Source organism: Psychrobacter sp. UBA3480, from assembly GCF_002377945.1.
Classification (GTDB): Bacteria; Pseudomonadota; Gammaproteobacteria; order Pseudomonadales; family Moraxellaceae; genus Psychrobacter.
In genome coordinates this window covers 161,843-175,717 of record NZ_DFQV01000033.1, presented here as the reverse complement: position 1 = coordinate 175,717, position 13,875 = coordinate 161,843, and the positions used below count along the sequence as shown (strand labels likewise).

The following is a 13,875-nucleotide window of genomic DNA, read 5'->3' as shown; positions in this document are numbered from 1 at the left end:
TTTTGCAAACTATAAATCGGTCAAACTACGCGCATCATTTAATTATTAGGATGTCGTTATGCCACTCGCTTTATGGGCGCTTACTCTAAGCGCATTTGCAATTGGGACAACCGAATTTGTCATCGTTGGATTGGTACCAACTATTGCCGCAGATCTAGGCGTGAGCTTACCTTCAGCAGGGTTGCTCGTCAGCCTATATGCTGTCGGCGTTGCCATCGGTGCCCCTATACTTACCGCACTCACTGGCCGCTGGAATCGTAAAATAGTACTGATGAGCCTAATGGGTCTGTTTGTCATGGGCAACTTATTGGCTTGGCAAGCACCCAGTTATGAAACCTTAATACTTGCCCGTATCTTGACCGGTCTGGCGCATGGTGTGTTTTTCTCTATTGGTTCCATGATTGCTACTAGCCTTGTCAGTAAAGAAAAAGAAGCTAGCGCAATTGCCATTATGTTTACTGGACTTACTGTAGCGCTCGTCACTGGCGTACCCCTTGGCACATGGATTGGACAGCATTTTGGCTGGCGCGCTACGTTTCTAGTCGTCTCAGTACTGGGTTTAATCGCTTTAATTGGTAGCGCCATATTGGTACCGAAAAACCTAAAAAAATCTATCCCTGCAACGTTCAAAGAGCAACTACAAGTCATTGTAAAACCACAATTACTGCTGGTTTATCTAATGACGATCCTTGGCTATGGCGGTACGTTTACGGCATTTACCTACCTAGCACCTATCTTAGAGCAGCAGACCAAATTTGCACCATCAGCCATTGGTCTTATCATGCTCGTATATGGCGTGTCCGTTGCGATCGGCAATATTTGGGGCGGAAAACTTGCAGATAAACGTGGCCCTATTAGTGCGCTTAGCATTATATTTAGCGCCTTAAGTGTCATTCTTTTATTGTTCACCTTTACTATGCAATCCAAGATTGCTGCTGTGCTAACTATTCTGGTATGGGGTGCTTTCGCCTTTGGTAATGTACCAGGCCTACAAATCTATGTGGTCAAGCAAGCTGAAAAATATACACCGAACGCTGTCGATGTCGCTTCTGGACTGAACATTGCTGCATTCAATATCGGTATTGCACTGGGCTCAATCATCGGTGGTAGCGTGGTTGAAAATATGTCATTGCAAGACACAGCTTGGATCGGCGCTGTTATTTCTCTAATGGCGTTAGCGGTAACACGCTATTCAGGTCTGCGTGATAAGCGTGCCATGCAAGCATCGTAGAACTTTTCAATACATAGGTCTCAAACTGTTCATACAGTATGAGACCCTATGAAAGTTGTAAACAAACCATATCTGTATCATCAGACTTATACTGATGCTGTGTCTGCCCTATCTTCTTCACTAAACGTCTCATCGTTCAAAACCGTTTTATGATTTAAGACGGCAGATGGTAAGTCAGAAAAATGTAGCGTATCGATATTATTAGGCTTCACCGCAGTAACTTGTACCACACCGATCGTGCGCTCCAAAAAACCACCTTCGCAATAGCAAAAGTAAAACTCCCATAGGCGGATAAAGGCATCGTCATAGCCAAGCGCTTGAATCTCTGTACGCTGCGCCATAAACGCAGCACGCCAGTCACGCAGCGTGTACGCATAATCAAAACCATAATCATGCAATTGTTTGACGACCATATCGGTTTGCTCAGTGAATTGGGTCGTCAGCTCTTGGTTTGAGAGCAGACAACCACCTGGGAAAATGTGCGTTTGGATAAAATCAACCGAATCGATATAGTCTTGATAATTTTGGTCATTAAAAGTGATGGCCTGTAATACCATAAGACCTGTCGGCTTGAGCAAGCTATTACACTTGGCAAAGAAAGTCGGTAAGTATTCATGGCCCACCGCTTCAATCATCTCGATGCTGACTAGCTTGTCATATTGACCTGTCAGCTCGCGGTAATCTTGCTTGAGCAGTGTGATTTTGTCAGACAGACCTGCCGCCTCGACTCGTCGCTTCGCTTCATCATACTGGGCATCAGAGATAGTCGTGGTGGTCACATGGCAGCCGTAATGCTTGGCTGCAAAGATAGCAAAACCGCCCCATCCTGTACCGATTTCAATCACATTATCATCAGCACTAAGCTGTAAACGTTGACATATAAGCGATAATTTGTGCTGCTGAGCATCACTGAGCGTCACGTCAGGCGTAGGATAGACCGCCGATGAATACATCATCGTATCGTCCAAAAATCGCTGATACATGTCATTGCCCAAATCATAATGCGCTAGGATATTGGATTTGGAGCCAGATTTGTCATTGCTACGCAGCTGATGCTTCGCTTTTTCAAATGCTTTACTAATACCAGCAAAACGATTTTCTAGTTTATTGAGCACTGCTAAGTTACGAGCTGCCAAACGAATCAAACCTGTTAGATCATTCGTATCCCATTCACCATCGATATAACTGTCTGCTAGCGCGATAGAGCCTCCTAAAAGCAGCTGACGATAAACAGCAGGATCATGAATCTCTAACGTCACATGTAGCGAATGGCGACCAACCGCCGAGCTACTAGCGTCATTAGTAGCTACTTTGCCAAAGCTACTTGTCTTAGGTTCCTGCTCATCGAATGTCTCAATCAGCGTGAGGCTACCAAACTGAACGTGTTGTAACGCACGAAAGATAAGCTTTCTCGCTAAATGATTCACACTATTGCTGACTGGCTGTAGTACAGCGCTTTCATTAACTACTTTGCTCACACGAGCAGTTAACTTTTCTAGTTTTGTGACTGGTGCTCGATCGGTCGGTCGTGCTGGCATCGTGTATTTATCCTTGTTTAAATGCTTTATTTTTTAGTATTACATTGACGAGATTTTTGGATTGTTGATATTTGAAAATTGCTAAAACTACAGGGTATCTTTTTGAATATTACTTTACTGCTAGCCGCCTTTCTGTTGACTATCGGCCAATTTTTCATCGTAGTTGATATACGGCACCTTTTTAATCGCATAGAGCTTAAGCGCGTGCCAATAAATACGGGTTAAGGACGTCATATTCATCAGAGGGTTTTTTCGTAAGCTATGACGAACAGCCTCTTCTGTCATCGGCACCCCTGATATCTTTATACCAGTTTTTAGCACTTCACCGCGCTCATCGCTGATATTGATAGCAATACGCACTTGTAAGCCAGTATTAGGTAGCTCATCCGTTTTAGTACCTTTTACTGTGACCTGCCAGCGGTACAGCTGATCGATAGGGTTAAAAGGTGATACGTGAAAATCCTTATCATGACAGAACTCAGTATCTTCTCCTTCTAACAAAAACCCATAGTAATGACGCTTGTCCCATGGCGTATTAGACACTTCAGCCAATAGATGAGTTGGCGTTTGCTGCGCATCAAACCCCAAGTAAAAATTAACTGGGCTAAAGTACATGCCAGCATTACGGCAGACAAGCAATCCCAACATATCGCCTTCAGGTGCGCTCCCCGCATATTTCTCGAATGCTCGGCTTAGACGTTTTTCTAGTGCTGCAATAGACTGTCCGTTACTATCATGTTTTTCATCGTTACTTAGGCTATTGGCACTCTGTAGGTCAGTATGCTGTAAATAATCATCAGCACAGAATCGTTGTAGCGCCTTTTTCTTTGCTGAAAATAGAGGCAGACCTTTTGCTAGTAGCTTTTTCGGCAATACTTTACGTAATGGTAATTTTTCTAAAAACTTACTCTCATCAAATGCTGCCGTACTAATTTCAGGAAGTTCTTGTCCTTTCGCAAGCGCGCTAATATTGACGCCCCAATAGCGATAAGGGTAAACGAATTTATTCACACTAGGTAGCAGCCGACTGTGCCATGTCGTACCCTCAAACAGCTGATGTGGCAATGCAGTGGTATCATAAGAATACTCATGACTTGACATAGCATTGTTATCTTGAGCGGACGTGGTCATAAATAGTCTCTTGTATAACGGCGTACTTTTTATATGGCGAATATTTCAAAACACTTAGAATACATAACAGCATTAATTGTCATATTATTTGGTTTTACGGCGACCGAATAAGCCACGTTTCTTATATTGGCTCGTATCAGCAGTTGAACTCTGCAAACGATCAGCATACTCAACCAGCTCCTGGTTGGTTGTCGCTATGGTGACTTCACGCTTATTCAACCTACGTAATTTGGTATCCGCTTTTATAGGTAAATCTTTATAACGAAACGGCGTATGCGCGCTATCAGCGTCAGGTAAATGGGCTAGATCAACCTCGTCTTTTATATCAATATCAAGACCGAGCGCCTGACAGACACGTAATCCACTGCGCACGCCATCTTCATGAAAGCCATTAAACCAATAAGCCCCGCAGAAATGTGTGTGCGAACCGTTACCAGAGATACTCGACCATTTAGTCTGCGCATCAATCATCGCAAGATCGAACACTGGATGACTGTAATCAATGCTCTTAATTATCTGCTTATCATCGACGCTTTTATTATCTACAGCTGGATTTAGGGTTACCAAATAATTGTGTTTTTTGGTCAAGCGTTGCAGGATATTCATGTGATAAGTCAGCACTGGCTTTGCAGGTATCTGTGCGTTTCCAGACGCTTGCTCATCCTTAACACTGCCTGAAACTGTTTCATCTATTAAGTAATTCCAGCTTGCCCATGCCAGTGGTTTCTTAGGTAAAACACTGGTATCGGTGTGCAGTACAGCCGTATTTTTGGTAAAGCGAAAATGACCTAATACTTCAGATTCATCGGTGCTCGCATCCTTTAAAATCTTTAATACGGTATCTGCATGACAAGCAAAAACAACCTCGTCGAATACAAGGTTTTCGCTATGATTGTTAGCGTTACCTTTATCCTGTATCGTCAAAGTCACTTGATCGCCATCACGAACCACAGACTGTACTGGGCTATTGACTCGTATCTTGCCACCCGCTTTGATAAAACGTGGAATCAGTTTATTGACGTACTGCTTTGAGCCGCCTTTTATCGTAAACCACTGCGGACGATTGACCACATCGAGCAAACCGTGGTTGTCAAAGAACTGTGCAAAAAACACCAAAGGAAATTCTTGCACTTCATCTAAACTGGTTGACCAAATGGCCGAGACCATTGGCAGTAGATAGTTATCAGTAAATAGCTGACCGTATTTCTTTTGTGCCAGATAACCACCGAGCGTTTGTTCTGCAAAGCTACTGACATCTTGCCCTTGAGAGCGCGCGCTATCGTAATCTTGGCGTAGCTGTTTAATATGCTTATTAAACTGCAGAATATCTTTAATGAATTGCCAGAATTTTGGATTAAGTACATTCTTGCGCTGTGATAATAAAGTGTTGAGCGTATGACCATTGTATTCAAAATATCGTGCAGTATTTTTGACAGAAAAGCTCATGTCCGTTGCCTGAAATGGTACCTGCAACTCATGGAGCAAACGAAAGAAGTTCGGGTATGTGCGCTCATTAAAAACAATAAATCCTGTATCTATCGCACTACTCTCTACATTGCTGCTCTTTGCTTTTTTACCGTCTTGTAGTGCCACGTCAATCGTATTTACATGCCCGCCGATATAATCATTGGCTTCAAATACCGTCACATCATGTTGCGTACCTAGATAATGAGCACATGTCAGTCCTGATACACCTGAGCCGATGATAGCAATACGTTTTGGGGTAGTTTGATGGTCAGAATCTGTTGTAGCATCGGTAGCATTCTTTTGGTTACTTGCACGCTTGAAACGAGTAAACGGCATAAAAGCATTCCCTTCTGTATTTTTCTGTCGATATGATGGCTGAGAGTTCTATTAATAGTAGATTATTTTTTATTGAGTTTTTCGCTAACTTGCTGCCAGATCAAATCAGGCAACGTACCTAATGCCTTTAATGGCATAGTCAATTTCTTTGGAAATTCAATCACATCATGCCCGCTTTCGATACCGTCGCGTATAGCCTGACTGGCCTGCGCTGGCGTCTGGATAAATGGCATCGGAAAGTCATTCTGTTTGGTCATCGGTGTCTCAACAAAACCAGGTACAACTAAGCTGACTGACACATCATGCGGAGCAAGGCTAATCTGTAGGGTCTTCATTAGATAATGGATAGCAGCTTTTGAGCTACCATAGGCCTCAGCTCGCGCAAAAGGCACATAAGCAGACGCTGAACCGATACCGACCAAGCGACCTTTTGAAGCGATTAGCTTTGGCAGCACTCCCTCTATCGCATGAGACAACGTACCCATATTGACCGACATGACTTTCATAAAGACACTGCTATCAAAGTTCGGCATATCTAAGTACTCGCACATGCCAGCACCGCAAATCGCTAGATCGACATTGTCGATTTTTTCAAAAGCTTCGATGACCTTTTCTCGATCCATGAGGTCTAAATCAATCGTTTCTGCGCCTAAAGCCTGAAGTTCAGCCAACGCTTCGTCGTCACGGCCAACTGCATATACATGATGATCTGCTAGCAGATAGTCTTTTGCCAACTGCTTACCAATGCCTGACGTCGCCCCAGTAATGAGAATATGTAATTTTTCAGTAGAATCTGTCATCGTAAATATCCTTTTTGAGTATTCTTATCTTTTTAAGTATTTTCATAATATGGAATTAATGCTCTTAAACTGATTGCTTAATGAAAATTTAGATTTTTGATAACAGCTAGCTATTATTGTTATTCTTCGCAGCTATCATTGGTCGCATTTCATTAAGCTATAAGCCATTTTATTTAACAAATCTAAATAATTATAGTGGTCGGCTACAGGTTTATTGTTGTGTCTTCGCAATCGTCTGGGCTCAAGCTTAATCTCAGCGTGTTGTTTGTCATTTCCACAAGGATACTGCTATCACAAGCGACAACACAATATTCTGTTACTAGGGTCATAAGACAGCTCAATATCAGCATGCTACAATGCAAAAATTAGCAATCGCGTCGTTTGCCGAAGCATCATCACCATCGTCTATAATCGAATGAGCACCGTATCACGGTAAGATGATGCTATCTTTTCTTAAACTATCTGACATCTTGTCCTGATAGCAATGAAAACGTTATATAATTAATATCAGATTTCCACCAACCCCACCCTCATATAAAAAAGGATCTCTCATGAGCGAGTTGCAACTGTCTGACCGCGTCAACAACATCCAACCATCACCTACGCTAGCGATTACCAATAAAGCCAAAGAGCTAAAAGCAGCTGGTAAAGACATTATCGGTTTGGGCGCTGGTGAACCTGATTTTGATACCCCTGAACACATCAAAAAAGCAGCAATCGATGCAATCAATGATGGCTTCACTAAATATACGGCTGTCGATGGTACGCCAGAGCTAAAAACAGCCATCATCGAGAAATTCAAGCGCGACAACGACATCAGCTATGAGCCAAACGAAATCCTAGTATCGGTCGGTGGGAAGCAGTCATTCTTTAACCTTGCCCAGGCGTTTATCAATCCTGGCGATGAAGTCATCATCCCAGCGCCATACTGGGTCAGCTATCCTGACATGGTTATCATCGCAGAAGGCGTGCCAGTCATTGTCAAATGCCCAGCTGAGCAAGACTTCAAAATCACCCCTGAGCAGTTGGAAGAAGCCATCACTGACAAGACTAAATTGTTGGTATTAAATAGCCCATCTAACCCAACAGGTATGATTTATACATTAGATGAGCTAAAGGCCATCGCTGAAGTACTGAAAAAGCATCCACAAGTCTATGTAGCTTCAGACGATATGTACGAGCACATCCGCTGGACAGGCGATAAGTTCTACAATATCTTAAACGCGGCACCTGAGCTAAAAGATCGCGCCATCATCTTGAACGGTGTGTCTAAAGCGTATGCGATGACAGGCTGGCGTATCGGTTATGCGGGTGGCCCTGCTAAGCTAATCGGCGCGATGAAAAAGGTACAGTCACAGTCTACTTCATGCCCGACGTCAATAAGCCAAGTGGCTGCCGAGGTCGCTATCAGTGGTGATCAGAGCGTACTAGAGCCGATGGTAGCCGCCTTTGAGAAGCGCTGTGACCTAGTCGTAGATGGTCTAAATGCCATTAAAGGCATTACTTGCTTGCGTCCTGATGGCGCATTCTATGTCTATCCGAATATCGTACCGCTAATCAAAGCGGCTGGCCTATCATCATGTACTGAATTCTCAGCATGGTTATTGGACAAAGTAGGCGTGGCAGTCGTACCTGGTGATGCGTTCGGTCTTGGCGGCTATATGCGTATCTCGTACGCTACTGATGAGGCAACATTAAAAGATGCACTATCACGTATCGAAAAAGCAGTGGCTGATTTAGACGTTGCTGAATAAATCGTAAATAGCAACGAGTCTTACCGCAGTTCATTAAAAAGACGCCCTATAGAGTGTATAGGGCGTCTTTTTTTGCGAAAGTCTTGGGCATAACTAAGAAAAACACGCTATCTCATCATTAAAATGACAATTTTTACTAATTATGCAAAAAAAGGCTTGACGTATTTTTTAACTTTGCTAGAATACGCCCCACTTAGCAAGAACTCGTTAGAGACTTCTAAGGCTCGTTGTAAGCGATTAAACACTTACAGCCTATTCTCCAATAGCTCAGTTGGTAGAGCAACGGACTGTTAATCCGTGTGTCCCTGGTTCGAGCCCAGGTTGGAGAGCCACATTTTAGTAGTAAATTTCTTGAGTCAACTTTGATTCAATTATGGCATTTGCCAAAACCCTCATCAAATTGATGAGGGTTTTTTTATGCGTATCATTTAGGGTCTGTTGAACATTCAAATGTGGTACTGGCAGTGACTATTTTTTGCCAATACGCAGTGAAATTTTTGACGCCTAGTCATTCTAGGTTAGACAATTTCGCCATGTATTGGCAAAAAATAGCCCTGCCCTGAAAGGCTGATGCTAAAATCACCTCAAACGTTGTTGCAAGCCTAGTTAAGGTCTCGACATTATCGTCGGTTTACGCCTAGTTTGATGCGATTTTAGCGATCAGCAGTCCTAATATTTGGATGTTCAACAGACCCTAATGTTGTTTATCTATTTTGCCAATTTGATAAACGCTAATGACTACTTTGTCTCATACTTGATTATGACAATGATATTCAAAAGTAAACATCATGGTCACGATAGGATATTACTGTAGCAAGTTCTCTATTGGCTAGCTTGGCAACAGTGGCAACCAGAATACCAATGCCAACAGTGTCACTAACAACACAGGCGGAGTGATCAATAGACCAATCTTCATATACTGTCCCCAGCTGATTTTGTAGTCCTTCTCTGCTAATACATGTAGCCATAGTAAAGTAGCCAGACTACCAATCGGCGTAAACTTAGGGCCCAAATCATTACCGATGACATTAGCATAAATCATTAGCTCTCGCGTTGCAGCAGGCACTTGTGCTTGATCAATCGCAAGCGCGCCGACTAAAGTTGCTGGCATATTATTCATAACAGAAGCAACTATGGCGGACAAGAATCCAGTTCCAACGGTAGCAATGACTGCGCCTTGTTGACCCAACCAGTTAAGTACTTGCGCACCATAAGCAGTAAGCCCTGCATTACCCAGACCATATACCACCAAATACATACCGATTGAAAATAGTACGATTTGCCAAGGCGCTTTACGTACTACATCGCTCACAGAGACTACCGCACCGTGCCCACCTTGCCATATGCGGCCAGCGATTGCCATTAACGCGACAGCAGCGATGCCCGTGACCAGTGAAATAGGTAGCCCCAACGGCTCAGTCGCAAAATAGGCGACCAGTAGCAAACCTAATAGTGGAAAAGCAGCTCGGAATACCAATGGATCGGTAATAGCAGACTCTGGAGCGCTTAGCTCGCTAGTCGAGTAGGTTTTTGGAATATGACGTGCATAGACAACCCACAATACCAGTAGCGTCGCTAATACAGACACGATATTGACTGGCACCATCACCGCCGCATAACGACCGAAACCAATATCAAAATAATTGGCACTGACGATATTGACTAAATTTGAGGTGACCAATGGCAGACTTGCCGTATCAGCAATAAAACCAGTCGCTATGATAAATGCCAGCGCTGATGGTGGCGAAAATTTGAGACGTAGCAAGATAGCGATGACGATCGGAGTCAGTAGTAGCGCTGCACCATCATTGGCAAAAAAGGCAGAAATAAAGGCGCCGAGCACGACAATCATCGGAAACAATAAGCGCCCTTGTCCATTGCCAAGGCGTGCCACGTGCAATGCCGCCCAGCCAAAAAACCCTGCCCGATCTAAGATAAGCGAGATAATAATCAACGCTACAAAAGTAAAGGTCGCATCCCAGACAATATCCCAGACGATACCCACATCTGATAACTGCACGACGCCAAGCGCTAACGCGACTAAAGCACCACCCATGGCGCTCCAACCGATACCCAATCCTTTAGGTTGCCAAATAACTAAGACTAAAGTAACCACAAAAATAGCAAATGCAAGCATTGTACGACCTTACTTAAGCTGACTTTATTCAGCCGATTTAATATAGAGAATTAGATCGATTAGGGGGTTAGATCGATTTTTGATTGACGCGGCTCGATAGTTCTTCAGCACTCTCAACGCGTTCTGAATAACGATCAGTAAGATAATCTGAACGTCCGCGTGTGAGCCAAGTAAACTTTACTAGCTCTTCACAGACATCGACAAGACGCAGATATAACGGAGACATATCCATGCGATTGTCGTCGTTGAACTCTAAGAACGCTTTGGGTATCGAAGATTGATTGGGGATAGTGATCATCCGCATCCAGCGCCCGAGAATACGCATCTGATTAACCGTATTAAAGCTCTGACTACCGCCGCTGACTTGCATCAGTGCTAGTGTTTTACCTTGAGTTGGACGTACGCCACCTAGTGACAGCGGTATCCAGTCGATTTGCGCTTTCATGATACTGGTAATACTGCCGTGACGCTCTGGACTCACCCATAGCATGCCTTCTGACCACTGCGCCAGCTCCCGTAACTCTTGCACTTTGGGATGGTCTGAGTCTACATCGTCAGGCAACGGCAAGCCGGATGGATCAAACATTTTTACTTCACAACCATACCAACGTAGCAATCGGCTAGACTCTTCAGCGGCCAATCTAGAAAACGAGCGCGCACGGACAGAACCGTATAGCACTAGTATTTTTGGCGGATGACGTGAGTCATTTGGCGCAACCAAAGAATCAATATCGATAGGCTGAAGATTATCTATATCAATATTGGGCAAATCGTCGAGGCTAGATTCTTGCAAAACAGTAGATTTGGCTTCCAATGCTTGGTCAACCTCAGTGTTTATCATGAGTAATAACCTCGCCGTCTTCTTTTGTGAAGCTACTTACTGGATTGGCTAACAACTCAAACACACGCTCTGACGGACGGCATAGAGCAGCGCCTTTATCAGTCACCACGATAGGACGGTTGATTAAAATAGGATGCGCAATCATGGCGTCGATAATTTGGTCGTCAGACAACTCAGGATTATCTAGACCAAGCTCATCATTGATAGTTTCTTTACTTCTTAACAGCTCTCTAGGCGAAATCTGCATTTGTGCCAATAGCTCAACTAAACGGTCGCGCGTTGGTGTATTTTTCAGGTATTCCACCACTTCTGGCTCTTCACCTGATGCTTTAATGATAGCAAGCGTGTTACGAGAGGTTCCGCATTTAGGATTATGAAAGATTAATGGCTTCATAGTGTTTACACCTATTTTATGTATTTATTGAAATGATAATTGGTTTAATCATTACCTTGCTCAGCAGACTCTTTTACTCTGCAGCCGCTTAAACTATCCATGAGTGACGCACACAATTCTGGATGTCCCGCACAGCAATCTTGCAACAGGAACTGAATGACGTTATCCATATGTGATAGCGAAGCACGATAGATAATCTGTCGGCTATGACGCTGTGAGACCACCCATCCTGCCCTTGCTAGCACCGATAAGTGGGCTGACATTGTGTTATGAGGGACAGAGAGCTGACGGGCTATTTCGCCCGCAGGTAGGCCTTCAGGCTCGTGGCTGACTAGCAGTTTAAAAGCCTTTAGACGAGTATCTTGAGAGAGCGCAGCAAAGCTTGCGATAGCATTAGTTATTTCCATATGTCCAATAATACAGACATATTAAAATAATTCAATGTTTTACAGATATTTTTATTCTAAAAGAAATATATCTGTGCAATTAAACTATATATATCAACAAGTAAAAGCGATTAACTAAATAGCGAAAATAATGCTTGTTTAACCTTTTAAACCTAAAATCCTCTACGTTTGGCCTTATGTAAATAACAAGTTTAATATATGTTATTGTATATTGATGATACTTATAAGTTCATGCTAGATTGAATACAAGTTTATGCAATAGTAAAACTAAATTTGGCTGGTAGCTCTCGCTCTGTACTGCCAGTAAACCTGATTAAAATAACTATTATGATTAAAACAACAATAAGGAAATGACCATGCTACTAGAGAAAATTAAGACACCTGGACTTTCGCACCTATCCTACTTGGTAGGCTCTGGTGGTCAAGCAGCGGTAATTGATCCACGTCGTGACTGCGCGATATATGTAGAAAAGGCGCGTGCAGCAGGACTTGAGATTACTCATATTTTTGAGACACATCGTAATGAGGATTTGGTTTCTGGGGCACCTATCTTGGCCGCAATGACAGGAGCAACAGTTTTGCATGGCCCTAATCCAGAGCAACCTGTTGTCTACGCTCAGACCGCACGTAATGGTGATTGCTTTTCAATTGGCCAATTGGAAATCCACGTCCTAGAAACGCCTGGTCATACCGATGATCATCTTGCTTATGCGCTGTTTGATACGGCGTATCCAGACAAGGCGGTTGGCGTTTTTACTGGGGATGCGCTCTTTGTAGGTGATGTCGGTCGTACTGACTTCTATCCTGAGCGTTGTAGAGAAGTTGCAGGTTTACTTTATGATTCGTTACAAGACATTCTAGCGCTCGGTGATCAGGCAATTATTTATCCGGCTCATGGTGCTGGGTCCGTCTGCGGATCAGGTATGGCGGAACGTGAGTTTTCTACCGTTGGTCACGAAAGAATGAACAATCCACGTTTACAGATTACCGATCGTGAGGCATTTATTTATTTCAAGACGAGCGAAAACCATTATCAGCCGCCCTACTTCAGATTGATGGAGCGCCTTAATATGGAAGGTGGTGAAGCGCCTCCAGTCGTTATGCGTCCGCGTAACCTTTCACTTAAACAGCTGCATGACTGCAATGCTGATCATCTCATCGATATTCGTGAACCCATGGCGTATGCGTCAGGACACCTGCCCGGTTCTATGAGCTTACCTGTCAACATGCTACCTGCGTTTGCTGGATGGTTTATCGAGGAAGGACAAAGCTTGGCACTGATTGCCTCTGATGAAAAGCAACTTGCGACTGCGATGGAGCATCTGATACGTATTGCTTTTGATAATATTATAGGTGGCTATGTGGGTGTCGTCCCTGCTGCTGCCACAGGGGAACAGATGCAGCAAACCCCTATGATCGATACAACCGAGGTAGAGAGTCGTCTTAATGATGCTCAGAACTGGACATTGCTCGATGTGCGCGATATCGATGAGAGGAATACTAGTGCGATTGAAGGCTCACAGCATATCTATGTTGGTCATCTGAACGAGCGTTGGCATGAGCTTGACCAAAGTCACCACTACACATTGATGTGTGCCAGTGGAGCTCGAGCAACAATAGCAGCAGGATGGCTTGCTAGTCGAGGCTTTGAGCACATTGATATCTATTTAGGGTCAATGGGTGCATGGCAAGCAACGCATGAGTAACTCTTTACCCTTAACTAAAATCTACAATAAGCTAAAACGGGGCTTTAATTGTATATAATGAGTTCCAAGTAAAGCCACCAAAAAATGCTGTAACTAAGATAAATACGACGACCTTTAATCGATACGACTTAAA

11 protein-coding genes and 1 tRNA gene are annotated in these 13,875 nt (G+C 43.6%); 4 read left to right on the top strand and 8 right to left on the bottom strand.

Going from position 1 to position 13,875, the window contains the following annotated elements; genetic code table 11:
- Positions 1–58 precede the first annotated feature (58 nt).
- Positions 59–1,231 (top strand): MFS transporter, encoded by a 1,173-nt coding sequence (locus B2863_RS13670; protein WP_296211519.1) that lies wholly within the window; start codon positions 59–61, stop codon positions 1,229–1,231.
- Positions 1,232–1,317: 86 nt separating this feature from the next.
- Here B2863_RS13670 and B2863_RS13665 read toward each other — a convergent pair whose 3' ends face one another.
- From B2863_RS13665 to B2863_RS13650, 4 genes are all read right to left on the bottom strand, one after another.
- On the bottom strand, positions 1,318–2,769 hold the full coding sequence (locus B2863_RS13665; RefSeq protein WP_296211517.1) for an SAM-dependent methyltransferase: 1,452 nt from the start codon (positions 2,767–2,769) through the stop codon (positions 1,318–1,320).
- 120 nt (positions 2,770–2,889) lie between these two features.
- Complete coding sequence (locus B2863_RS13660) at positions 2,890–3,900, bottom strand: DUF1365 domain-containing protein (RefSeq protein WP_296211515.1); 1,011 nt, start codon at positions 3,898–3,900, stop codon at positions 2,890–2,892.
- A gap of 84 nt (positions 3,901–3,984) precedes the next feature.
- Entirely contained in the window at positions 3,985–5,703 is a 1,719-nt protein-coding gene (locus B2863_RS13655) for an NAD(P)/FAD-dependent oxidoreductase (RefSeq protein ID WP_296211514.1), read from the bottom strand.
- A 62-nt stretch (positions 5,704–5,765) separates the two neighbouring features.
- The gene (locus B2863_RS13650; protein WP_296211512.1) at positions 5,766–6,503 is read right to left on the bottom strand and encodes an SDR family NAD(P)-dependent oxidoreductase; all 738 of its coding nucleotides are present in this window, start codon (positions 6,501–6,503) and stop codon (positions 5,766–5,768) included.
- A gap of 551 nt (positions 6,504–7,054) precedes the next feature.
- On the opposite strand from B2863_RS13650, the gene B2863_RS13645 reads away from it, so the two are divergent.
- Both B2863_RS13645 and B2863_RS13640 read left to right on the top strand, forming a co-directional pair.
- On the top strand, positions 7,055–8,257 hold the full coding sequence (locus tag B2863_RS13645) for a pyridoxal phosphate-dependent aminotransferase (protein ID WP_057760918.1): 1,203 nt from the start codon (positions 7,055–7,057) through the stop codon (positions 8,255–8,257).
- A 256-nt stretch (positions 8,258–8,513) separates the two neighbouring features.
- Positions 8,514–8,589, top strand: a tRNA-Asn gene (locus B2863_RS13640).
- A gap of 497 nt (positions 8,590–9,086) precedes the next feature.
- Here B2863_RS13640 and B2863_RS13635 read toward each other — a convergent pair.
- From B2863_RS13635 to B2863_RS13620, 4 genes are all read right to left on the bottom strand, one after another.
- Positions 9,087–10,394 (bottom strand): arsenic transporter, encoded by a 1,308-nt coding sequence (locus B2863_RS13635; RefSeq protein ID WP_296211511.1) that lies wholly within the window; start codon positions 10,392–10,394, stop codon positions 9,087–9,089.
- A 67-nt stretch (positions 10,395–10,461) separates the two neighbouring features.
- Positions 10,462–11,235, bottom strand: a complete 774-nt coding sequence (gene arsH, locus B2863_RS13630; protein ID WP_296211508.1) for an arsenical resistance protein ArsH — start codon at positions 11,233–11,235, stop codon at positions 10,462–10,464.
- Positions 11,222–11,629, bottom strand: a complete 408-nt coding sequence (arsC, locus tag B2863_RS13625; RefSeq protein ID WP_296211506.1) for an arsenate reductase (glutaredoxin) — start codon at positions 11,627–11,629, stop codon at positions 11,222–11,224. Before arsC ends, arsH begins: the two co-directional genes overlap by 14 nt.
- Positions 11,630–11,673: 44 nt before the next feature.
- Positions 11,674–12,036 carry an ArsR/SmtB family transcription factor gene (locus B2863_RS13620; protein WP_296211504.1) on the bottom strand — a complete coding sequence of 121 codons (363 nt, stop codon included), beginning with the start codon at positions 12,034–12,036 and terminating at the stop codon, positions 11,674–11,676.
- 356 nt (positions 12,037–12,392) lie between these two features.
- On the opposite strand from B2863_RS13620, the gene B2863_RS13615 reads away from it, so the two are divergent.
- The gene (locus tag B2863_RS13615) at positions 12,393–13,742 is read left to right on the top strand and encodes an MBL fold metallo-hydrolase (protein ID WP_296211501.1); all 1,350 of its coding nucleotides are present in this window, start codon (positions 12,393–12,395) and stop codon (positions 13,740–13,742) included.
- The last annotated feature ends 133 nt before the right edge of the window (positions 13,743–13,875 follow it).

Excerpts from the sequence above, each read along its gene's own strand:
- B2863_RS13670 (WP_296211519.1), top strand. The coding sequence starts at position 59 with ATGCCACTCGCTTTATGGGCGCTTACTCTAAGCGCATTTGCAATTGGG.
- B2863_RS13665 (WP_296211517.1), bottom strand. The coding sequence starts at position 2,769 with ATGCCAGCACGACCGACCGATCGAGCACCAGTCACAAAACTAGAAAAG.
- B2863_RS13660 (WP_296211515.1), bottom strand. The coding sequence starts at position 3,900 with ATGACCACGTCCGCTCAAGATAACAATGCTATGTCAAGTCATGAGTAT.
- B2863_RS13655 (WP_296211514.1), bottom strand. The coding sequence starts at position 5,703 with ATGCCGTTTACTCGTTTCAAGCGTGCAAGTAACCAAAAGAATGCTACC.
- B2863_RS13650 (WP_296211512.1), bottom strand. The coding sequence starts at position 6,503 with ATGACAGATTCTACTGAAAAATTACATATTCTCATTACTGGGGCGACG.
- B2863_RS13645 (WP_057760918.1), top strand. The coding sequence starts at position 7,055 with ATGAGCGAGTTGCAACTGTCTGACCGCGTCAACAACATCCAACCATCA.
- B2863_RS13635 (WP_296211511.1), bottom strand. The coding sequence starts at position 10,394 with ATGCTTGCATTTGCTATTTTTGTGGTTACTTTAGTCTTAGTTATTTGG.
- arsH (WP_296211508.1), bottom strand. The coding sequence starts at position 11,235 with ATGATAAACACTGAGGTTGACCAAGCATTGGAAGCCAAATCTACTGTT.
- arsC (WP_296211506.1), bottom strand. The coding sequence starts at position 11,629 with ATGAAGCCATTAATCTTTCATAATCCTAAATGCGGAACCTCTCGTAAC.
- B2863_RS13620 (WP_296211504.1), bottom strand. The coding sequence starts at position 12,036 with ATGGAAATAACTAATGCTATCGCAAGCTTTGCTGCGCTCTCTCAAGAT.
- B2863_RS13615 (WP_296211501.1), top strand. The coding sequence starts at position 12,393 with ATGCTACTAGAGAAAATTAAGACACCTGGACTTTCGCACCTATCCTAC.